This is a genomic window from Kocuria sp. SL71 (genome assembly GCF_026672465.1).
Lineage (GTDB): Bacteria > Actinomycetota > Actinomycetes > Actinomycetales > Micrococcaceae > Kocuria > Kocuria palustris.
Map to the genome: position 1 here is coordinate 1,207,134 of NZ_JAPPRE010000001.1, position 20,745 is coordinate 1,227,878.

General features: G+C 71.3%; 20 protein-coding genes. 8 read left to right on the top strand and 12 right to left on the bottom strand.

From position 1 onward, the window contains the following. Positions 1 to 141: 141 nt before the first annotated feature. Complete coding sequence (locus tag OVA15_RS05410) at positions 142 to 783, bottom strand: TetR/AcrR family transcriptional regulator (RefSeq protein WP_024290263.1); 642 nt, start codon at positions 781 to 783, stop codon at positions 142 to 144. Between the two features lie 122 nt (positions 784 to 905). Here OVA15_RS05410 and OVA15_RS05415 point away from each other — a divergent pair, with 122 nt between their 5' ends. Together OVA15_RS05415 and OVA15_RS05420 are read left to right on the top strand one after the other, a co-directional pair. Beyond that, complete coding sequence (locus OVA15_RS05415; protein ID WP_268143605.1) at positions 906 to 2,267, top strand: YhgE/Pip domain-containing protein; 1,362 nt, start codon at positions 906 to 908, stop codon at positions 2,265 to 2,267. 97 nt (positions 2,268 to 2,364) lie between these two features. Beyond that, positions 2,365 to 3,000 carry a DNA-3-methyladenine glycosylase I gene (locus OVA15_RS05420; protein ID WP_268143606.1) on the top strand — a complete coding sequence of 212 codons (636 nt, stop codon included), beginning with the start codon at positions 2,365 to 2,367 and terminating at the stop codon, positions 2,998 to 3,000. Between the two features lie 73 nt (positions 3,001 to 3,073). Here OVA15_RS05420 and OVA15_RS05425 read toward each other — a convergent pair whose 3' ends face one another. Beyond that, the gene (locus OVA15_RS05425; protein ID WP_268143608.1) at positions 3,074 to 5,482 is read right to left on the bottom strand and encodes an excinuclease ABC subunit UvrA; all 2,409 of its coding nucleotides are present in this window, start codon (positions 5,480 to 5,482) and stop codon (positions 3,074 to 3,076) included. A 156-nt stretch (positions 5,483 to 5,638) separates the two neighbouring features. Between OVA15_RS05425 and OVA15_RS05430 the strand changes: the two genes are divergently transcribed. Then, positions 5,639 to 7,402 (top strand): ABC-ATPase domain-containing protein, encoded by a 1,764-nt coding sequence (locus tag OVA15_RS05430; protein ID WP_268143610.1) that lies wholly within the window; start codon positions 5,639 to 5,641, stop codon positions 7,400 to 7,402. 3 nt (positions 7,403 to 7,405) lie between these two features. Here the strand turns inward: OVA15_RS05430 and OVA15_RS05435 are convergent, their stop codons facing one another. From OVA15_RS05435 to OVA15_RS05475, 9 genes are all read right to left on the bottom strand, one after another. Next, complete coding sequence (locus tag OVA15_RS05435; protein WP_268143612.1) at positions 7,406 to 7,837, bottom strand: pyridoxamine 5'-phosphate oxidase family protein; 432 nt, start codon at positions 7,835 to 7,837, stop codon at positions 7,406 to 7,408. A gap of 51 nt (positions 7,838 to 7,888) precedes the next feature. Continuing rightward, the gene (locus OVA15_RS05440; RefSeq protein WP_268143614.1) at positions 7,889 to 8,686 is read right to left on the bottom strand and encodes an SOS response-associated peptidase; all 798 of its coding nucleotides are present in this window, start codon (positions 8,684 to 8,686) and stop codon (positions 7,889 to 7,891) included. Beyond that, entirely contained in the window at positions 8,686 to 9,411 is a 726-nt protein-coding gene (locus OVA15_RS05445) for a lipoate--protein ligase family protein (RefSeq protein ID WP_268143616.1), read from the bottom strand. Before OVA15_RS05445 ends, OVA15_RS05440 begins: the two co-directional genes overlap by 1 nt. Then, a complete protein-coding gene (locus OVA15_RS05450; RefSeq protein ID WP_259872514.1) occupies positions 9,408 to 10,040 on the bottom strand; it encodes a nucleosidase in 633 nt (210 codons plus the stop codon). Before OVA15_RS05450 ends, OVA15_RS05445 begins: the two co-directional genes overlap by 4 nt. Positions 10,041 to 10,045: 5 nt before the next feature. After that, on the bottom strand, positions 10,046 to 11,332 hold the full coding sequence (locus OVA15_RS05455; RefSeq protein ID WP_268143619.1) for a hypothetical protein: 1,287 nt from the start codon (positions 11,330 to 11,332) through the stop codon (positions 10,046 to 10,048). A gap of 107 nt (positions 11,333 to 11,439) precedes the next feature. Further along, complete coding sequence (locus OVA15_RS05460; RefSeq protein WP_442786725.1) at positions 11,440 to 12,195, bottom strand: YggS family pyridoxal phosphate-dependent enzyme; 756 nt, start codon at positions 12,193 to 12,195, stop codon at positions 11,440 to 11,442. Between the two features lie 725 nt (positions 12,196 to 12,920). Beyond that, positions 12,921 to 14,771: a DNA helicase RecQ gene (gene recQ / locus OVA15_RS05465; protein WP_268143623.1), complete on the bottom strand. Its 1,851-nt coding sequence runs from the start codon at positions 14,769 to 14,771 to the stop codon at positions 12,921 to 12,923. A gap of 111 nt (positions 14,772 to 14,882) precedes the next feature. Further along, positions 14,883 to 15,761 (bottom strand): siderophore-interacting protein, encoded by an 879-nt coding sequence (locus tag OVA15_RS05470; protein WP_268143625.1) that lies wholly within the window; start codon positions 15,759 to 15,761, stop codon positions 14,883 to 14,885. Positions 15,762 to 15,796: 35 nt separating this feature from the next. After that, positions 15,797 to 17,215, bottom strand: coding sequence for a serine hydrolase domain-containing protein (locus OVA15_RS05475; RefSeq protein ID WP_268143627.1), 1,419 nt, complete (start codon positions 17,213 to 17,215; stop codon positions 15,797 to 15,799). A 173-nt stretch (positions 17,216 to 17,388) separates the two neighbouring features. On the opposite strand from OVA15_RS05475, the gene OVA15_RS05480 reads away from it, so the two are divergent. After that, positions 17,389 to 17,979, top strand: coding sequence for a hypothetical protein (locus OVA15_RS05480; protein ID WP_268143629.1), 591 nt, complete (start codon positions 17,389 to 17,391; stop codon positions 17,977 to 17,979). Here the strand turns inward: OVA15_RS05480 and OVA15_RS05485 are convergent. Further along, on the bottom strand, positions 17,972 to 18,883 hold the full coding sequence (locus tag OVA15_RS05485; protein WP_268143630.1) for a LysR substrate-binding domain-containing protein: 912 nt from the start codon (positions 18,881 to 18,883) through the stop codon (positions 17,972 to 17,974). The genes OVA15_RS05480 and OVA15_RS05485 overlap by 8 nt on opposite strands. Before the next feature lie 168 nt (positions 18,884 to 19,051). Here OVA15_RS05485 and OVA15_RS05490 point away from each other — a divergent pair, with 168 nt between their 5' ends. Genes OVA15_RS05490 through crcB form a run of 4 tightly spaced genes read left to right on the top strand, consistent with a single transcriptional unit; the run spans position 19,052 to position 20,675 of the window. After that, on the top strand, positions 19,052 to 19,693 hold the full coding sequence (locus tag OVA15_RS05490; protein ID WP_268143632.1) for a flavodoxin domain-containing protein: 642 nt from the start codon (positions 19,052 to 19,054) through the stop codon (positions 19,691 to 19,693). Positions 19,694 to 19,735: 42 nt separating this feature from the next. Continuing rightward, a complete protein-coding gene (locus tag OVA15_RS05495) occupies positions 19,736 to 19,984 on the top strand; it encodes a FluC/FEX family fluoride channel (protein ID WP_268143634.1) in 249 nt (82 codons plus the stop codon). A 32-nt stretch (positions 19,985 to 20,016) separates the two neighbouring features. After that, complete coding sequence (locus OVA15_RS05500) at positions 20,017 to 20,286, top strand: fluoride efflux transporter FluC (protein ID WP_268143636.1); 270 nt, start codon at positions 20,017 to 20,019, stop codon at positions 20,284 to 20,286. Beyond that, complete coding sequence (gene crcB / locus OVA15_RS05505; protein ID WP_268143638.1) at positions 20,286 to 20,675, top strand: fluoride efflux transporter CrcB; 390 nt, start codon at positions 20,286 to 20,288, stop codon at positions 20,673 to 20,675. Before OVA15_RS05500 ends, crcB begins: the two co-directional genes overlap by 1 nt. The last annotated feature ends 70 nt before the right edge of the window (positions 20,676 to 20,745 follow it).

A 20,745-nucleotide genomic window follows, 5' to 3' on the forward strand; every position in this document is an offset into this window, starting at 1 on the left:
GGCTTCCGTGCTCCTCGGTAGAAGTCGTGCTCGCGGGCCGTCAGGCCGACGAGAGGCGGTCGGCCCGTGAGTCGTCCGCCGGACGCATGCTCATCAGCCCCCGGCGCATGACGCAGATGCGGATGATCACAGACAGTCTAGTCATGCCCGAGACATGCGCTGATCATCACTGGGGATGATCGTGAACGCATCCCACACGGGATGCAGGAGGCTGTCGCCGACGGGTGCCTGCACGCGCATCTCCTCGCCGTCGCGCACGGCCACGAAGAGACGGGCCAGGACGTCGACGGGCAGCTGGAGCCGCACCCCATGGGCCTGGGCGTGTCCCAGCGCCTCCTCGGCCGCTCCCAGCAGACGCTCGTACTGGTCCTCGACGACCCGGCGCATCTGCTCGCTGCGACGGGAGGCCAGGTGCATCTCGAGCCGGAACAGGTGCCAGTCGGAGCCGTCGGAGACCCCTGCGATCGCGTCGAAGACCTCTCGCAGGATCCTGCCGATGGCCATGCCCGATTCGAGCTGCTCGACCACGCGGTGCGAGAGCAGCTCGACCAAACCGTCGACGTGGTCCACGTAGATGGCTGCGGCCAGCTCCTCCTTGGACTCGAAGTTGCTGTAGAAGGCACCGCGGGTGAAGCCCGCCGCCGAGCAGATCTGCGCCACACTGGCTCCACCGATCCCGCGCTCCACGAATACCCTGGGTGCAGCCTCGATCAGGCGGCGTCGAGTCTGCGTGCGCGATCGCTTGGCGACCTCCGTGTCGGCATCCGCCCATGCGTCGTGCATCTCACGTCCCTTCGAGTTCCCGTCGAGTCCTGTCAGTGCAGTGCTCGAGTGTAGCGTGGATACCAGACATTCAATACATCAGTGTATTGAGAATACCCGAAATGTCAAGCGAGGAGCACGAATTGACACCTTCTCCCAAGCCAGACACGACTCGGCCGATCGTGCGAGCGCTGCCGCGGACCGTCCGCTGGGTGCTGCCGCCGCTGGCCGTCATGGCCATCGGCTTCCTGGGCGTCCTGCTCTACATGGGCGGGCTCGGCGCGCCCCAGCAGAACCTGCACGAGTTCCCGATCGCCGTGGTCAACGAGGACGAGGGCGCGCAGATGCCCGGGCCCGACGGCAAGCAGACCGACGTGCAGATGGGCCAGGAGATCGCCGACGCGATCGTGACTCAGGGCGATGACAGCGACGAGGTGGACTTCCGTCTGCTCTCCCGCGAGGACGCCGAGGACGCCCTGCACCGCGGCGATGCCTACGGCGCGATCGTCGTGCCCTCGGACTTCAGCCAGCGCTCGACCGCGCTGATCAGCGCCTCGCTGGGCGGCGACGGCGACGGCCAGCAGCCGGTGATCGACATCGTCACCTCCCCTCAGGCCGGGTCCATGACCTCCCGGCTGGCCACGGGCGTGATGGATCCGGCCGTCTCGTCGGCGTCCTCGAGCCTGGGCGAGCAGCTGCTGCCGAGCGCGCAGAGCCAGATCCAGCAGCTCGAGAAGGCCGACGGCCCGACCCCGAGCCTCACCACGGTCGCCGAGGGCACGCTCAGCGATCCCATCGTCGAGAACCAGACGGTCTGGGAGGAGCTTCCCGACGGCGTCGCCCTGGGCATGGGTCCCTTCTACTGGGCCATCGTGGCGCTGGTCGTGGGCCTGTCCGGCTCCGTGGCGGTGTCCACCCTCGTGGATGGGCTCAACGGCGTGACCCCCTGGGAGATGGGCCCCTCGCTGAAGTTCTACCCCCCCACCGGCATGTCCCGGCTGGCGACCTTCGCGCTCAAGCTCGGCATCGTGATCATCGGCGCCGCCGGGGCGTCGGGCCTGATGATGCTGGCCGGGGCAATGGTGGATGTCCCCATGCCCAACGGCGGCACGCTCTTCCTGGTGACCTGGCTGGGCATCGTGACCTTCGGCGCGGCGACCCTGTCGCTGATCACCGTGATGGGCAGCGCCGGGATGCTCGTGGCCATGTTCTACCTGGTCTTCATGGGCCTGCCCTCGGCCGGGGCCGTCTCCCCGCCCGAGGCGCTGCCCGGGTTCTTCCACGGGCTGTCCCAGTGGGAGCCGCTGCACTACCTGTGGCTGTGCACCCGCGACGTCTTCTTCTTCGACGCCAAGGCGGATGCCGGTCTCGGCACCGGTGTGCTCGGACTGCTGGGCGTTCTCGCCGCGTTCCTCGTGCTGGCCGTGATCGTCAGCCCGCTGTGGGATCGGATCTCCGGTCGCCGCGGGCTCATCCACGGCACGGGCAAGCACGCCGCGGTCTGAGCCGCAGGCACCCCCGGCGGGTTCGCCGGACCGTAGGATCTCGGCGGGCGCGCAGCAGCGCGCCCGCCGTCTTCCGTCTCTCGAGCCGAGGAGCCCCATGAGCGATCCGAGCGCCGACCATCCGGGAGCCGCGCCCGACGAGCACGGGCTCGTGCGCGGCGACGACGGGCTGCTGCGCCCCGAGTGGGCGGCGGCCGGCCCGCTGCTGCAGCAGTACTACGACACCGAGTGGGGCATGCCGATCCGCGACGAGCAGGGACTGTTCGAGCGGCTGAGCCTCGAGGCCTTCCAGTCCGGGCTGTCCTGGGCCACGATCCTGCGCAAGCGCCCGGCCTTCCGCGAGGCCTTCGCCGGCTTCGACCCGGAGGCCGTGGCCGGATTCGGCGACGACGACGAGGCCCGCCTGATGGCCGATGCCGGCATCGTGCGCAATCGGGCCAAGATCCGGGCCACGATCACGAACGCTCAGGCCACGGTCGCGCTGCGGGACGAGGGCGGGCTGGCGCAGCTGATCTGGTCCTTCCAGCCGGAGACCACACCGCAGCCGCGGACCATGGCCGAGGTTCCCACCCAGTCGCCGGAGTCGAAGGCGATGTCGAAGGCGCTGAAGAAGGAGGGCTTCGTGTTCGTGGGGCCCACCACCATGTACGCGCTGATGTCGGCGATCGGGATGGTCGACCTGCACCTGATGGGCTCCCACCGCCGGGGCGCCTCGGGGATGTGGCCGGCCTGAGCACGCTCGACGGCGGACAGAGGCCGACCGGCCCGTCATGGCCCTGGGGCCGATGCAGGGTCGGCCGCCGTCGTCAGTCCTGCACGTATTCCGCCAGGTGCTGCCCGGTCAGCGTGGAGGCGTCCTCGACGAGCTGGCGCGGGGTCCCCTGGAAGACCACGCGCCCGCCCTCGGTGCCCGCGCCCGGGCCCAGGTCGATGATCCAGTCCGCGTGGGCTATGACCGCCTGGTGGTGCTCCACGGCGATCACGGTGCGTCCGCCGTCCACGAGGCGATCGAGCATCTCCAGCATGGCGGCTACGTCGGCCAGGTGCAGGCCGGTGGTCGGCTCGTCGAGCACGATCACCCCGCCCTTCTCCCCCAGGTGCGCCGCCAGCTTGAGGCGCTGACGCTCGCCGCCGGACAGCGTGGTCAGCGGCTGGCCGATCCGCAGGTAGCCCAGGCCCACGTCCTGCAGCCGGGCGAGGATCTTCTGCGCGGCCGGGATCCTGGCCTCTGCGCCGGCGAAGAACTCCGCAGCCTCAGCCACCGACATGGACAGCACCTGGGCGATGTCCTTGCCGCCGAAGGTGTGCTCGAGCACGGAGGCGTCGTAGCGGCGCCCCTCGCACAGCTCGCACGGGCTGGAGACCGAGGCCATGACGGACAGATCGGTCTCGATCACCCCGGCGCCGCCGCACTGCGGGCAGGCGCCCTCCGAGTTCGCGGAGAACAGCGCGGGCTTGACGCCGTTGGCCTTGGCGAAGGCCTTGCGGATGGGCTCGAGCAGGCCCGTGTAGGTGGCCGGGGACGAGCGCCGCGATCCCCGGATCGGGGCCTGGTCGATGCTCACCACGCCGTGGGCCTGCGCGGCATCGGCCGGCAGCGAGCCGTGGATCAGCGAGGACTTGCCCGACCCGGCCACGCCCGTGATGACGGTGAGCACGCCCAGGGGGATGTCGACGTCGACGTCCTGGAGGTTGTGGGCATCCGCCCCGCGGATCTCGAGCGCGCCGCTCGCCCGACGGACGTCGTCCTTGAGGCGGGCGCGGTACTCCACGTGGCGCCCAGTCAGGGTCTCGGAGGTGCGCAGCTCGTCGAAGCCGCCCTGGAAGGTGATCCGCCCGCCGTCGGAGCCCGCCCCGGGGCCGAGGTCCACGATGTGGTCGGCGATGCGCATGACCTCGGGCTTGTGCTCGACGACCAGCACGGTGTTGCCCTTGTCGCGCAGGCTCAGCAGCAGGCGGTTCATGCGCTCGATGTCGTGCGGGTGCAGGCCGGTGGTGGGCTCGTCGAAGACGTAGGTGACATCCGAGAGCGCCGAGCCCAGGTGGCGGATCATCTTGGTGCGCTGGGACTCGCCGCCCGAGAGCGTGCCGGTGGCTCGGTCCAGGGAGAGGTAGCCCAGGCCGATGTCGATGAACGAGTCCAGGATCTGCTGCAGCGACTCCAGCAGCGGACCGGCCGAGGGCAGGTCGCGGGTGCGGACCCACTCGGCGAGCTCCGTGATCTGCATCCGGCACAGATCGGCAATGGACTTGCCGTCGATCAGCGACGACAGCGCCGCCTGGGACAGCCGGGTGCCGCCGCACTGCGGGCAGGTCGAGAAGGCGACGGCCCGGTCCACGAACTCCCGGATGTGGGGCTGCATGGACTCGCGGTCCTTGGAGAGCATGGAGGTGCGGATCTTGGGGATCAGGCCCTCGTACGTGGTGTTGATGCCCCGGAACTTGATGCGCTCGGGCTCGTGGTGCAGGAAGTCGTGCAGCTCCTGCTCGGTGTAGTCGCCGACCTTCTTGGTCGGGTCCAGGAAGCCCGACTCGGCGTAGTAGCGCACGGACCAGCCGCCGGCCTTGTAGCCGGGGACCTTGATGGCGCCCTCGTCCTCGAGCGACTTGGTCGGGTCGTAGAGCTCATGCGGATCCAGGTCCGAGACCATGCCGCGGCCCTCGCACTCGGGGCACATCCCGCCGGTGCGCGTGAAGGAGCTCAGCTGCTTCTCCTGCCTGCCCTTGGCCACGGTGATGGAGCCCTTGGCCGTGACCGACGGCGTGTTGAACGAGAACGCCGGGGGCGGACCGATGTGCGGGTCCCCCAGCCGGGAGAACAGGATGCGCAGCACCGCGTGGGCGTCGGTGGCGGTGCCGACCGTGGAGCGCGGGTTCGAGCCCATGCGCTCCTGGTCCACGATGATCGCGGCGGTCAGGCCCTCCAGCAGATCGACGTCCGGGCGCGCCATGGACGGCATGAACCCCTGCACGAACGAGCTGTAGGTCTCGTTGATCAGCCGCTGCGACTCCGCGGCGACGGTGGAGAACACGAGCGAGGACTTTCCCGAGCCCGAGACTCCGGTGAAGACCGTGAGACGGCGCTTGGGGATCTCGATCGAGATGTCCTGCAGGTTGTTCTGCCGCGCGCCGAGCACGCGGATGACCTCATGGGCTCGCTCGGCGGTGCTGTCCCGGCCGCTGCCGGCGGCGTCACGAGGGGCTGGATCGCTCATGAGGCACCAGAGTACGGAAGGCCCCCGACGATGCGGCTGGGCACGCCACGGCGCCGCTCGACACACGAGGGGCGCCACCGCGGCACCCGTCGGAGACGACGCGGGCGGCGTGGCCCTCGCTGGCCGAGACGCCGAGCTCGTGCCTAGCCTGGAGGGATGCGCACCCTCGATGACCTCCGCCGTGAGCTCGCCCGGATGGACGGGCGCGGCTACCCCGCCTACCGCGAACTGCAGGGTGCCTGGGACCTGGGCCCCGCGGTCCTGCACGTGGATCATGTGCAGTCCGATCCGTACGCGCCGCCGTCGAAGATCCGCCTGGTGCTCGATCGCGCGGCGACCGCGGTGCCAGCCGAGCTGGTGCGCGAGCACTCCCAGCGCGTGGCCGCGGGCGATCACCTGAACCGCGTGTTCTGCGCGGCGCTGCAGCGGGTCACCCCGAGCGGTCGCGACAAGTCAGCCGGCTCGCTGCGGATGATGACCCCCGGCCAGCAGGTCCTGGAGCGCACGGCCGTGCTCGTCGATCGCGAGAGCGTGGAGCTGCGGCTGGAGGCCGCCCTGCCGGCCGGCGGGCGACGGATCCGCGGCCGCGCCGCGACCGCGCTGCTGGCCGAGGCCCTGCCCGAGGCGGTGGAGCGCTCGCTGCTGCCCGGCGCCCTGGACGTCGAGGCGCTGCGGAAGCATGTGGAGCTGGTGCTGGATCAGCTGGATCTTCAGTCGCAGCTGCGCGAGCGCGGGCTGATCGCCTTCGTGGGCGAGGGCTCGATCCTGCCGCGGGCCTCCGGGGACTCAGACCTGCCGCTGCGCCGCGGCGCACAGCCCCTGCAGTGCCCCGAGACCCTGCGCACGAGCTTCGAGCTGCCCAGCGGCCGCACGGTGACCGGCATGGGCATCCCCGAGGGCATCACGGTCATCGTGGGCGGCGGGTACCACGGAAAGTCCACGCTGCTGCGCGCGCTGGAGCGCGGGGTCCACCCGCATATCGCCGGCGACGGACGCGAGTGGGTGCTCACCCGCCCCGACGCCGTGTCCATCCGCGCCGAGGACGGGCGCAGCGTGGCCGGCACGGACATCTCGCCGTTCATCGCCGGGCTGCCACAGGGCACCGACACCTCCGCGTTCGTCACTGCCAATGCCAGCGGCTCGACCTCCCAGGCCGCCGGTCTGGTCGAGGCGCTCGAGGCGCGCAGCCCCGCCCTGCTGATCGATGAGGACACCTCGGCCACGAACTTCATGATCCGCGACGCTCGCATGCGCGCCCTGATCCCGGCCGATGCCGAGCCGATCACGCCGTTCATGGACAGGATCGGGCCGCTGCACCGCCAGCTCGGCGTCTCGACCGTGCTGGTGGCCGGCGGCTCCAGCGCGTTCTTCGAAGCGGCCGATCTTGTGATCGCCATGGAGTCCTACCAGCCGCGCGATGCCACCGCGCAGGTGCGGCAGCTGATCGCCGAGCATCCGTCGGCTCTGGAGGAGGGCGATGACGAGCTCTTCCCGCACGGCGTGGACCGGGTGCTTCCTGCCGGTGCTCTGGGCTTCTCGAAGCCTGACGGCGGATCCGGCGCAGGACGCCGCGGGCGAGGCTCGGGTCGAGGCGACGACCGGCCGAAGCCATCGCGCGCCCGGGGACTGCACACGATCCAGCGGGGTCACGAGGACGTCGACCTCTCGGCGCTGGCTCAGCTCATGGAGCCGGGCCAGACCCAGGCGATCGCCCTTGCGCTGGACGCTGCGGCCGGGCACCTGGACGGGACGACGACAGCGGCCGCGGCGATCGATCGGGTGCTCGAGACGATCGATCGCGACGGCCTGGACACGCTGTCCGCGCATCGGGGGCATCCAGGCGACATGGCCAGGCCGCGTCGCGCGGAGATCCTGGCGGCGCTGAGCCGCTGCCGGAGCCTGGCCGAGCGCTCGAGCTGAAGCTCAGAAGGAGGCCTCCTCCGCGTGCGGGGGCACCTGCGTGGCGTCGACCCACCGGGCCCACACGACCGACAGCCCCACCAGGATCGAGGTCTCGGGGTCAGCCTCACCGCCGGGGTGGGCCTGAGCCAGCGCCTGACCGGTCTGCCCTGCCTCCGGGCCGGTCAGGACCTGAGCCTCGGCATGGGCCTGGATCTCATGACCCTGGCCGTCCACCGCCACGAGCGAGACCTTGGGGTTCGACTGCAGGTTGAGGGCCTTGCGCGATTCCTTCGACGTCCCGAACACGATCAGACCGGACGGCGTGACGGCCGTGTTGACCCACGCGGATTCGGGGAAGCCGCCGTCGACCGGCTCGGTCGCGATGACGACGCCTCCGGCGGCAGCCACGAACGCGGACAGCGCGGCGGACGGGTTCTCGGTGAAATCGCTCACGGTTCCTCCAGCTCGAGATGGCGCCCAGCCTCGTCGCCGGGCACCTCCACGCTAGAAGAGGGAGGCCACCGGCTCGACGAGTTCCGGCGAGTTGTTCCGCACGCTGCCCACGGCCTGGCCCACCGGCCTCAGCTCCCACGTGGCCGCCACGGTCTCGTGCTGGGCCACCACGCGCTCGATCAGTGCCTGGGCTCCGTCCTTGTCGTCGACCGACGGATCCAGCCACGCGTCCAGGGCATCGCGATCCATGGCCACCGGGATGCGGTCGTGGATCGCGGCGAGCTCGGCCAGGGTTTCGTCGTCGCTGTCCGGATCCGGGGACTCGGCGGTGAGGATCGAGCACGAGAGGATCCACTGGCCCTGCGGGTCCTGCCACCACTCGTAGAGCCCGGCGAACCAGATGTTCTCGGACTCGCTGGGCGGGTGGACGAAGTACGGCTGCTTGGCCGGAGCGTCCTTGGTGCCCTTGGCGGGCTTGCCGTCGGGTCCGAGCCGCTTGCGCCACTCGTAGTACCCGTTGGCTGGGATCGCGCAGCGCCGCTTCTTCACGGCCGCGCGGAACGAGGGCTTCTCGGCGGCGGTCTCCGAGCGCGCGTTGAACATGCGGGCGCCCACGGAGATCTCCTTGGCCCACGACGGCACCAGGCCCCAGCGGGCCACGTGCAGCTCGCGCAGCACCTGGCCGTCGTCGAGCCGCTCCAGGACGATGGGCACTTCGGTGGTGGGCGCGACGTTCCAGTTGGCCCGCAGCTCATCGAGGTCCTCGCCCTGGAAGTGCTCTCCGGGGGCTGCATCGACATCAGCCATCAGGTCCCCGGCGGCCCGGGCGATCACATAGCGTCCGCACATCAGAAGGCCTGCTCTCTCAAGGATCCGTAGCCCATGTGCCGGGCGTACATGCCGTAGACCTTGCGCACCGCGGCCTCGACCTCCGAGACGCGGGTGCCGGGGCGGAGGTCGTCGACGGCCCCGCAGGTGCCGGGATCCCACTCCAGGCCGAGGTCGCGGTAGACGTCCGTGAGCACGGAGCGCAGCGGCTCGGACTGCTCCACGACGATCACCGTGGAGAAGTACCAGGCATCGGAGACCACGCGCTGGGCGGCACCGGCGAGCTTGATCTGCGCCTGCGCCCGATCGACGGTGCGCCCCGTGCCGTGGACACTGTGCTCCCCGGGGCAGTACTCCCCCGGCAGCTCGCCGACATCCGCATGGACCTCGAGCTCCTCGAGGGCCGCCACGATCATGTCGCCGAAGAGCTCGAAGCGGTCCTGGATCCCGGCCTTGGGATCCTCCGAGGGCTCGATGTGGTCGATGATCAGACAGCCGCGGTGGTAAGCGGCCGCCCGCCCGCCGACCTTGCGCACGAGCGGGGTGAAGGCGCTGCGCCGAGCGGAGCGCTCCGCTGCGCCGAAGCCGGCCAGCAGCTCGTCACGGCGCCCGAAGGCCACCGTGGGCCGGGGCTGGTAGAGCCGCAGCACGGGCTCGCGGCTGGCCCGCACTGCGCGCAGCATCCGCTCGCCGGCGGTGTAGTCCAGCTCGGGCCCCAGGGAATCGCGCTGTCGGATCAGCTTCATGCCTCGTCCTCCGGTCGATTCGACGCTGCGTCGGCCGGTGCGCCGGAGACCAGCTCGTGGTGATGGGCCCGGTACCAGGCGGCGAGCTCGCGCGCGGAGATCTGCACCCGCTCGAGCCATTCGAGGGCCTGGGAGTCGGCGTCGTCGGAGACGTGCTTGGCCATGCGCAGGGACACGCCCAGCTCGCGGCAGGCCGTGGCCACCGCGAAGCCCTCCATGTCCACCAGGTGGGCCCGCTCGGCCAGGGCATCGCGCACCGGCCCGCCGGCCACGAGCGAGTCGCCGGTGGCCAGCACGGAGCCATCGCCGGTCTGCCCCAGCTCGGACAGGCGGATCAGGTCATCGGGATCGGAGCCCATGGCGCGCATGAGCTCGGCGTCGACATCCCGGTTGAGGATCTCGGAGGGCTCGCAGACCCCCGACAGCCCGGGCCGCAGGCCGCCGCAGCTGCCCAGGTTCACCACCCTGAGCCCACGGCGCTCGGCAGGCGACGGAGCCCGTTCGAGCACCGCACGGGCCGTGACCGCGGCGGCTCGGGACATGCCGATCCCCGTCAGGACGACGTCGGCCTCCGGTGGCAGCTGCGCGGTCTCCGCCGGATGCGCCGCGATGACGAGCACTCGATTCACGCGCCCTACTCTAATGGCGCGCACCCGCCCGGCGGCGCAGGCGTCGTGGTGCTCCAGCGCGCCCCGGGCTCGTCGTCGTCCTGCGCGCGCTCCTCCCAGTACGTCCGTCCCCGATCGGCCACCAGACGACGCCGCGAGTCCGGGAACCCGGCGTGCTCACCCGGCCTCAGGGCCCGTCCGCGCCGCGTCGCCTCCCGGCGGCGCCTGCCTCGGCCGCTCAGCGCCGAGGCCGCCCCGTGCGGGCCCGACGATGTGCCGCTGCCCCAGGGGCGCCCCACCAGGGATCCGATGAGGACGCTCAGACCGCCGCCGATCACGAGGGCGCTCACCGCTGTGCCCCACGGGGTGATCGCCCCGACCACGAGGAGGCTGCCGACGACACCCGCGGCCCAGCCGATGGTCAGCAGACCGAAGCCGACGTCGAACTCCGTCAGCCAGCGCGGCTGGTCGACGTCCACGAGCGGGGCCAGTGCCGTGGCCAGCATGATGTGTCCGACGGAGGCGCCGGTGAGCATCTGCGGCAGGAAGATCAGCGTGCCGAGCGCGGCCACCGGCGGCACCATGGTCCGCACGACCGGGCTGTGGCTGTCCACCAGGTTTCCCAGACAGGCCACGGCGGCTCCGGCCCAGAAGCACGTTCCGAGCGTGAGGATCAAGTTCACGGTCGCGGCGTCGGAGAGGAACTCCACCCCGGAGAGCACCGCCATGAACGTGGTCGGCGCCGAGACCTGGGTGGTGCCGGCGGCCAGCGCCACGACCATCCACACCGCCAGCGCGGCGAAGGCGATCACCCACGCCCACTGCCGCAGCAGCAGGGGCGCCAGCAGCAGGTCGATCACCCCTATGCACACCGGATAGACCGCGATCATGGCCACGAGAAGCCGGGGCACCGGCAGGGGGCCGTCGCTGAGCAGCTCGGCGACCACCAGGACGCCCGCGATCGGGATCAGGGTGATGAAGTACGTGCCGATGCGTCCCGCCAGGATCCGGGGCCCGACGCGCGGCGGCTGGCTGAGGACGGTATGGGCGACCAGCATGCCGCTGATCGTCATGGTCGCCTGCAGGCAGATCGTGGCGAAGAGGTAGCTGCGCTCATCGGCCTCGGAGCGCCAGGGGGTCCAGGCCCCCGGGGCCCCGCCGGCTGCCAGCGAGGTGATTGCCATGCACAGCCCGAGCAGGGCCAGCAGGGAGAGCACGTTGCGCGCGCCGAACAGGTTCCGTCGGCGCCGCTCCCCCATCTCCATGACCAGGGGATCCGCATACTCCGAGGTCTCGGTGCGACTTCCGCTCATGCGCAGATCTCCTTCGGGGGCTCCGCCGCTGCCGTCACAGGGTCTTTGCGGGAGGGCAACAATACCCTGCTGCCTCGGCCCCGCTCAGGCCAGGCGGGGCCACCGCCTCAGGGGCGCGGGCGCTGGCCGAAGATCGCGCGCCCCGCCCGCACGCAGGTGGCTCCCTCGGCGATCGCCAGCTCGAGGTCGCCGGACATGCCCATGGACAGCTCGCCATCGCCCACGAAGCCCGGGCCGTCCTCGCGCGCCCGATCGCGCAGCTGACGCAGGAGCCGGAAGCAGCCGCGCACCCGCTGCTCGTCCTCGGAGTCCATGGCGATGGTCATCAGCCCCGTGACCCGCAGCGTCTCGAACTGCTCCAGCTCGCTCAGCAGCTCGGGCAGCTGCTCCGGGGCCAGCCCGGACTTGGACTCCTCGCCGGAGGTGTTGACCTGGACCATCACCTCGAGGCTGCGCCCCTCTCCCTGCAGGCGGCGCTCGAGGGCCTCTGCGGTGCGCAGGCTGTCCAGGGACTGCAGCTCGTGGGCGAAGGCCGCCACGTCCTTGGCCTTATTGCGCTGAAGATGCCCGATCACCGACCAGCGCAGCTCCAGGTCGGCGAGCTCGGCGGCCTTGCCCGCGGCCTCCTGGACCTTGTTCTCCCCCAGCTCCCGGCACCCGGCGGCGACGGCGGCGCGCAGCCGCTCGGCGGGCACCGTCTTGGACACCGGCAGCAGGCGGATGCCCTCCGGATCGCGTCCGGCTTCCCGCGCCGCCGCTGCGATGCGCTCGCGCACGCCCTCGAGGCCGGCGGCGATCTCGCGGGCCTGCTCCTCCGGGGAGGAGTCGTGCGTCCGGTGAGGTTGCTGAGTCGTCGAATCCATGAGCCCCACGGTAGGCCAGCGTCGGTCGAGCCGCTTCCCCGACCCATGAGCCGGCCAGCGTCAAATCCGATCCATTTGCATCGGATTGTGACGACGCGACCGTCCCCGCTCACCTGGGGACAGATTTCGGCCCAGATCTGATCGACAACACCCGGCAACTCGCGTTGCCCCAGTTCAATGCACAACCGTTCGGGGGACGTCGAGGTCACTGCCCCTTCTCTGTGGTGACGCGTCACGCACTCCGACCTGCGGCATTGATTACTTTTCAAGCGTTTCGACATGCCGTGCACAGCGCGGCGCCGGCGCCCCCTCATCTCGCCGGTGCGAACCGGGCGGTTCGCATGTCACAGCAATCAAGGGAGAGACACCATGGCCAAGAAGCGGCCGGACACCCGGGCAGCTCGCACCACCGAGCCCGCCCTGCGCCGGACTCGCCTCATGAAGGCGTCCTCGGCCGTCTCCGCCTCCGCGCTGGTCGCCACGATGGCGGGGGCTCCACCATCGCCGCCGCCCCCGCCTACGCCGCACCCATCGAGCGGCCTTGCCGTGCGCTTCCCGCATCGAGTGGCGTGGTGGTGTGCGTTTCGATGTCGAAACGCACACCACCACGCCACTCGATGACAGTGGGTCCTCGATCGCACGCCGCGACGCCACTCGATGAGGCGAGCGCCGAAGCGGCTGCGCATCAGACAGCGACAGCGGCCCGCGGATGACGACGGGACGGGTCAGCTGAGGGTCCGGGTGACCACGTCGACGACGGCGGAGCCGTAGCGGTCCAGCTTCTTGGCGCCGATGCCGCTGACGCCGTGGAGGTCCGAGGTGGTCTCCGGGCGGCGCTGGGCGATCGCGATCAGGGTGGCGTCGGCGAACACGACGTAGGCGGGGACCTCCTGCTCCTTCGCCTGGGCAGTGCGCCACTTGCGCAGCGCCTCGAAGATCTCCATCTCCTCCGGCGTGAGCTCGCTGCGCGCCGCGGCGGCCGTCGTCCGCGATCCGCGCGGGGCAGATGCCCTGCTGCGCCCCGACTCCTTGCGCAGCTCCAAGGTGGTCCGCCCGCGAAGAACGCCGTCGGCCCCGGGGCCCAGGGCCAGGGTGGCGTAGTCGCCCACCGCGGCCAGGACATCGCGGGCCAGCAGCTGCCGGACCAGGCCTTTCCACTGCTGCGGACTGAGGTCCTGGCCGATGCCCCACACGCTCAGCGCCTCGTGGTTGGACTCGGTGGAGCGGGGATTCGGCTTGCCGCGCAGGATGTCGATGAGCTGCCCCGAGCCGAAGTGCTGGCGACGCTCGCGGTCCAGGCGGATGATCGCCGAGAGGATCTTCTGCGCGGGGACGGTGGCATCCCAGCCCTGGGGCGGGTTCAGGCAGTTGTCGCAGTTGCCGCAGGGCTCACCGGTCTGCCCGAAATAGCTGAGGATCTGCACGCGGCGACAGGTCATCGTCTCGCACAGCGCGAGCATGGCGTCCAGGTGCTGGCGCTGCGAGCGCTGGTGCTCGGCGGTGCCCTCGGACTGATCGATCATCCGCCGCAGCTGCACCACGTCCTGCAGGCCGTAGGCCAGCCAGGCGGTCGCCGGCAGACCGTCTCGGCCTGCGCGGCCGGTCTCCTGGTAATAGCCCTCGATCGACTTGGGCAGGTCCAGGTGGGCCACGAAGCGGACGTCGGGCTTGTCGATGCCCATGCCGAAGGCGATCGTGGCGACCATGACCACGCCGTCCTCCCGCAGGAAGCGTGCCTGGCGCTGCGAGCGCTCGGATTCGGTGAGACCCGCGTGGTAGGCCTCGGCGTCGATCCCCTGCTTGGACAGGAACGCGGCGGTCTGCTCCACGGACTTGCGGGACAGGCAGTAGACGATGCCGGCGTCTCCGGGATGCTCGTTGCGGATCAGGGACAGCAGCTGCTGGCGCGGCTGGTCCTTCTCCACGATCCGGTACTGGATGTTGGGCCGATCGAAGCTGGCCACGAAGTGCTGGGCGTCCTGCAGGGACAGCCGCTGGGTCAGCTCCTGGTGGGTGGCCTGCGTGGCCGTGGCTGTCAGGGCGATCCGAGGGACGTCGGGGAAGCGCTCGGCCAGCACGGACAGCCCCAGGTAGTCCTTGCGGAAGTCGTGGCCCCACTGGGACACGCAGTGCGCCTCGTCGATCGCGAACAGCGAGACCTGCACCCGCGAGAGCAGGTGCAGGGTGCGCGGCTGCACGAGCCGCTCCGGGGCCATGTAGACCATGTCGAGCTCACCGGCCAGCAGCCTCCGCTCGATCTCGTCGGCCTCCTCGAAGGACAGCGACGAGTTCAGATACGCCGCGTTCACGCCGACGGCGGCCAGGGCGTCGACCTGGTTCTCCATCAGCGCGATCAGCGGGGAGATGACCACGCCCGTGCCGAAGCGCATGAGGGCGGGGATCTGATAGCACAGCGACTTGCCGCCGCCGGTGGGCATCAGCACGACGGCGTCGCCGCCTGCGGCCACGTGCTCCACGATCTCCGCCTGCTTGCCGCGGAAGGACTCGTAGCCGAAGACCGATTCGAGGATCCGCAGGGCCTGGGTCTCGAGCTTCGGTGATGCGGAGGTCGTCACGCGGAACCCGGCCTGCCTCTCGTGCTCGCGGATCGGTGCCGTCGGGTCCGGACCCGACGAGATGCCTGAGCAGTCTAGCCCTCGGGCCTGTCTCGCGGGGTGGCTGCGGGTTCAGCGACGACGCCGCGGGTCGGCCCGCGTGCGGTCCTTCCAGTAGCCGTGGATATCGAGCTGGTGCTTGTTCAGCCGCACCCGCTCGGCGATCCGCCCGCGCAGCGCCTTCATGGCGTGCGACTCCCCCGCCGCGAAGACGAAGAGCTCCTCGGGATCCCCGAGATCGAGCTCGTCCACGGTCGGCTCCAGGAGACTGAGGCAGCCGTCGGGAAGGGGTGTGGAGTCGCGGTGCATCCACCGGATCTGCACGTCGGCCCCGGTGCGGGAGGCCAGCTGCTGCTCCTCGGCGGCGTCGGCCACCTCGATCACAGCGCTCACCCGAGACTCAGCCGGCGCCTCCTCGATCAGCCGGGAGATGGCCGGCAGGGCGGTTTCATCGCCCAGGGCCACGTAATGCGCAGCAGCTGGGAACTGACGGGCGCCCTTGGGGCCGAGCACGCCCAGTTCGTCGCCCGCAGCCGCGCGCAGGGCCCAGCTGCCGGCGAGCCCGTGGTCGTGGAGCACGAACTCGATCAGCAGCTCGCCCTGACCGTCGGAGGCCTCCGGGTCGAAGCCGCGCACCGTGTAGCTGCGCGTCTGCGGCTTGCGCCCGCCGGGCCAGCGCAGGCCCTTCTCCGTGGACTCCGGCATCGGCAGCAAGCCGGTGGACGGATCCGGGAAGAGCAGCTTGACCTTGTCCGAGGGCGCGAACTCCCGGAACGGGAAGCCGCCCAGGTCCTCCCCGGTCAGCACGATCCGACGCAGCCGCGGTGTGATGTCCTCGACGCGGATCACGCGCAGACGGCGGATGCCGATGCCCTCGCGCTTGCGCTCCGGGCGCTCCTCGGGACGATCGCGCGTGCTCTCGGGCAACGACCCACGACGGTGCTTCGACATGACGGCCTCCTGGCAACGAGATCAGACTCGCCACGCTAGCCATGGGTTGGGGTATGCGCCACACGCAGCAGGTCTGCGACAGGCGCCGTCGTCGTCCCGGATCCTGAGCGGCGGCCGCACCCCGGCTCACAGCTGCAGGGCCGAGCCCTCCCTGCCGCGGCTTCGCCGGCGGAGCCGTCGGCCTGAGAGCCGGGCAGCGTCTCACCCGGGCAGGTCGCGGAGAACGCGGCCAGCAGAGCGGCGTTGGCGTCAGGGACCGGGCCGCCCGGAACCCACGAGCGGCCTGTCCAGGCCACCGCCATCCGGCGGGAGGCGTCCACCGTGGAGAACGACAGCGTCTGGGTGCCGAAGCCTGCGCCGTCGTGGCCGATCAGCCGCTCAGGCTGCCCCGAGCTGTCCAGACAGGGGCTGGCCGCGACGTAGAGGCCGAAGCCCATGCCCGCCGCGGCGGCCGCGCCCCGCGGCGTGATCATCTGCTCGACCAGCTCCGGGTCCACGAGCTTCCCGCTCAGCAGCGCTCCCGAGAAGCTCGTGAGGTCCTCGGCCGTGGCGTAGACGCCGCCGGCACCGGAGAAGATCGACGGGTCGATCGTGTCCAGAGCCACGAGCCCCTCCTGGAACCGTCCGTAGGGCATGAGGTGCCGCCCGCGCACGATGGTGGATTCCTCCAGGCGGGAGTGGTGCATACCCGCAGGGCGGAGCACGCGGTCGCGGAGGAGGTCCTCGATCCGGGTGCCGGAGACCTCCTCGAGCATGATCGACAGCACCACGTAGCCGGTGTTCGAGTAGGCCATCGCCTCCCCGGGCTCGAACAGCCAGTCCAGCTCGCGGGCGGTGCGCACGAGCTCGCGCTCGGGGTAGTGCTTGGCGATCGCGGCCTTCAGCTGCTGAGAGGTGACGGCCTCCTGACCATCCCCGACGCCGAGCAGGGTGTAGATCCCGTCGGGCATCCCGGAGGTGTGGTTCATCAGCTGGGCCACCGTGACGTGGCCGTGGCCGGGGTACAGACCCGGCACGACGTCGTCGATCGTGGTGTCCAGGCTCCAGCGCCCGGCCTCGATCTCCTGCATGACCATGGTGGCGACCATGCCCTTGGTCACCGAGGCGACCCTCGCCCGATCCTGGGGCTTGGCCGAGTCCCGTCCGATCTGCCGCAGGCCGGCCGCCGTCTGGAAGCCTCCGGAAGCGCCGACGACGGAGGCGACGACGCCCACCGCGCCGTCGTCGACCATGGCCTCGAGGGCGTCCTGGATCGCATCGCGCCGGAAGCCGCTGTCCTTCCCCATGCCCTTGCCGCTGCCGCCGGGGGCGGCATGCGCGGGTGCGGCGACGGCGGCGGAGGCCAGCACTGCTCCGGTGATCAGCTGACGACGGGACGGACGAGCGAGGTGCGACGGCGAGGTCATGGCGGAAGCCTTCCAGTGGCGGCAGGCACCGGCGACGGACCGGAGCATGCTCGGGTGGTCAGGTGAGCACGACCCTATCGCCGCTCCGAGGGCGCCTCAGGACGACGGCCGCCTCTGCCCGGATGCGGCGAATCCCACGACGCTGTTGAATGGAGATGCTGCGGAAGCCCCATTGGCCACCCCTTCCTCCGGCCGAGATCCGCGCAGATGACAGGAGACCCATGAAGCTCGCACCCCGTCACCTCGCCGTCACCGCGGCCCTCGCTCTGGCGCTCACCGCCTGCGGCTCCGACGACGACAGCGCCGATCCCACGACGCCGGCCGAGGAGACCTCGCAGGCCGCGAGCTCCCCAGAGGCCACCCCCTCGACGGGGACCGAGCAGCCGGCGCAGACGGGGCAGCCAGAAGGGTCGGCCGAGGAGACGGCGGAGGACACGAGCTCCCCCGCACCGCACTCCGCCCCGGTCGAGCAGGGCGCCGTGCCCGCCAACCCGGGCCCGGAGGACATCCCCGGCTTCACCGAGGACCCCGCAGCAGGCCAGGACCCGGCCCAGCAGGGCCGGGGTGAACAGCCGACCCAGACCGGCACCGGCCAGGACCAGGCCGCTCAGAATCCCGCGGGGCTCTCCGACGAGGCCTTCGCCCACTTCCAGGCAGGCGGCGCCTGCTACTCGGATTTCTTCCCCGCCGGCATCCCCAGCGCCTCGGCCCTGCAGGAGATCAAGGACTACTGCGCCACCACCGACCCGGCGGACTGGGATGTCACCGACGGCGTCCCCAACCCGTTCGGGGTGCCCGACCCCGTCATGTGATCCGCTCCTGCTGGCCCAGGCGCTCGCGGATCAGCGCCATCGTCGCCGCGGCGCGCACGGTCGGCTCCGCATCGGGCGACCAGGCCAGGACCACGGGCTCCACGACGGCGTCGCGGGCCAGCGGCACAATCACGATCGGGAGGCCCTCGCGGCTCAGCGGCACGGGCGCGGGCAGGTATTGGATGCTGAAGCCCAGGCCGCGGGCCACCAGCGAGCGCATGAGCTCGAAGTCGGCGGTGCGGTGGGCGATCGTCGGGCTGAGTCCGAGCCGGCGCAGCTGGGTGAGGGTGGACTGCGCGCTGGGCGGCTGGTTGAAGAGGATCAGCGGCTCCTCAGCCAGTTCCGACGGCTCGATCTGCTCTCGATCCGCCAGCCGATGGCTGCCGGCCAGCGCGACCATCGGCTGGGCCAGGAACAGCTGCCTGCGCGGCAGGTCCGCCGGCAGCGCCAGCTCGTAGGCGATCAGCATGTCCAGGGACCCGTCGCGCAACAGCTGGGCGAGCTCGGTTCCGGAGCCTTCCTGCACCGACAGCTCCAGCTCAGGGTGGCGCTGGGCCAGCGCGGTCCACAGCTCAGGAACGACGGTTGGCGCCAGCGTGGTGTAGCAGCCCACGGAAACCGGTCCGCTCAGGGCGTCCCCGCTCAGGCCGCGTGGCAGCTCGCCGGCGCGGCGCAGCAGATCGCGCGCGGCCTCCGCCAGCTGGCGGCCCGAGGCCGTGAGCGTGATCCCCCGAGCCCGATGCCGCAGGACCAGGCGCGTCTGCATCGGCCGCTCCAGATCCGTGACCGCCTGCGCCACCGAGTTGGGGCTCAGATGCCGAGCCTGGGCGGCCGGGGCGAATCCCCCGTGCTCGGCGGCGGCGACGAAGAGATCCAGCTGGCGCAGGGTGAATCCGGGGTCCATGGACTCCGAGGCAGCAGGCGGCGTGGCCGCATCGTCGCGGTCGTCGTGCTGGTCAGCGGCCTAACGCACCTCACCTGCGGAAGATGGACTCTTATTCGCAGTTCAACAGTAGTTGAGACGTGCCTCACAGTGGAAGGACACAGCATCCGAGGCCCGCGGAGGACCCCCATGGCGACCACAGGTCTCCTCTGGGCCGTCCATCACGACTTCCTGCGCTACATGTCCCGGATCGAGGACGGGCAGGTGGCCGTCGTCGACGGGGCCCAGCAGCTGCCCGACACGGATGCCGCCGCACCGACCCGCACCCGGCGTGCATCCCCCGAGGGGCTGCCGAAGCTGAGCATCGTGTTCGGCACCGAGTCGGGCAATGCCGAGCTCGTGGCCGAGGAGCTCGGCGCGGCGCTGAGCGAGCATCTGGACGTCACGGTGCGCGACATCGCCTCCCTGGATCCTCAGGATCCCGCGAGCGCGCTGGAGCTCGAGGTGCCCCACCTGATGATCTGCTCGACCTACGGCGACGGCGAGCTGCCGGTCTCCGCGCGCCCGTTCTGCCAGGCGCTGCGGGAGCAGGCGCCGTCGCTGGAGGGCCTGCGCTATGCGGTGTTCGGGCTGGGCGATCACTCGTACCACGCGACCTACTCGCGCGGCGGCGAGATCCTGGACGAGACGCAGCGGGCCTGCGGGGCCCAGCGCGTGGGCGAGTTCGGCCGGCACGACGCAGCCGCGGCCATCCCGCCGCACGACGCCGCCCGCGCGTGGGCGCAGGGCGCGGTCGAGGAGCTGACGGGAGTCGCGCAGGCGCTGGGCTGAGGGTGAGAGGATGCCTGCTGTCTCTCGCCCGGAAGGATCCCCATGGCCCCGCGCTCAGCCGTCCCCTCGCCCGCTGCTGCCCCGCGGCCTGCGCACCTGCGGGCGGGCGCGATCACCCTGGTGCTGGTGGGCGGGGCACTGGGCACGGCCGCCCGCGAGGGTGTCTCCCTGATCCTCGGCACGGACTCGGAGTTCCCGCTGGGCACCCTGGCCGTCAACCTGCTCGGCGCCTTCCTGCTCGGGATGCTGCTGGAAGCGCTGGCCCGCCGCGGGCCCACGAGGCGCCGCTGACGCACCTGCGCCTCCTGCTGGGCACCGGATTCATGGGCGGGTTCACGACCTACAGCACGCTGGCCGTGGACGGGGCGCAGATGCTCGGCTCCGGGGCACCCGCGCTGGGTGCGGTCTATCTACTGGGCAGCGTGCTCGCCGGCGGCATCGCGGCGTGGGCGGGCATCGCGGTGGCCACGGCGCTGCGGCCTGACGCAGGCGCGGACTGCAGCCCTGGGGCCGACTCTGACCTCGTGGCCACATCCGACGCGGGCCCCGCAACCCACCCCAGCACCGACCCTCGTTCGGGCGAGGGCCGATAATGACTCCGCTGCTCTTCCTGGCGATCGCCGTGGCCGGCGGCGCGGGAGCGGTCTGCCGCTTCGTGCTCGACGGACTGCTGACGTCCCTCTCGGAGGCCGACTTCCCGTGGCCCACGGTCCTGATCAACATCACGGGCTCGCTGCTGCTGGGCCTGGTCACGGGATTCGCCGTGAGCGGGCTGCTGCCCGAGGCCTGGCGCCTCGTGCTCGGCACGGGGTTCCTGGGCGGCTACACCACGTTCTCCACGGCCAGCGTGGACACCGTCCGACTGCTGCAGCAGCGGCGCTGGACGGCAGGCATGGTGCACGGGCTGGGGACGCTCGTGATCGCGGTCGGTGCGGCAGGACTCGGGCTGGGCCTGGGCCTATGGCTCGGGCCAGCGGCCTGACACCGGCCTCAGCCGGTCCCAGTCGGCTTCCCCACTCAGCCGGGAGGGCCGGTCCGGCCACCCCGCTCAG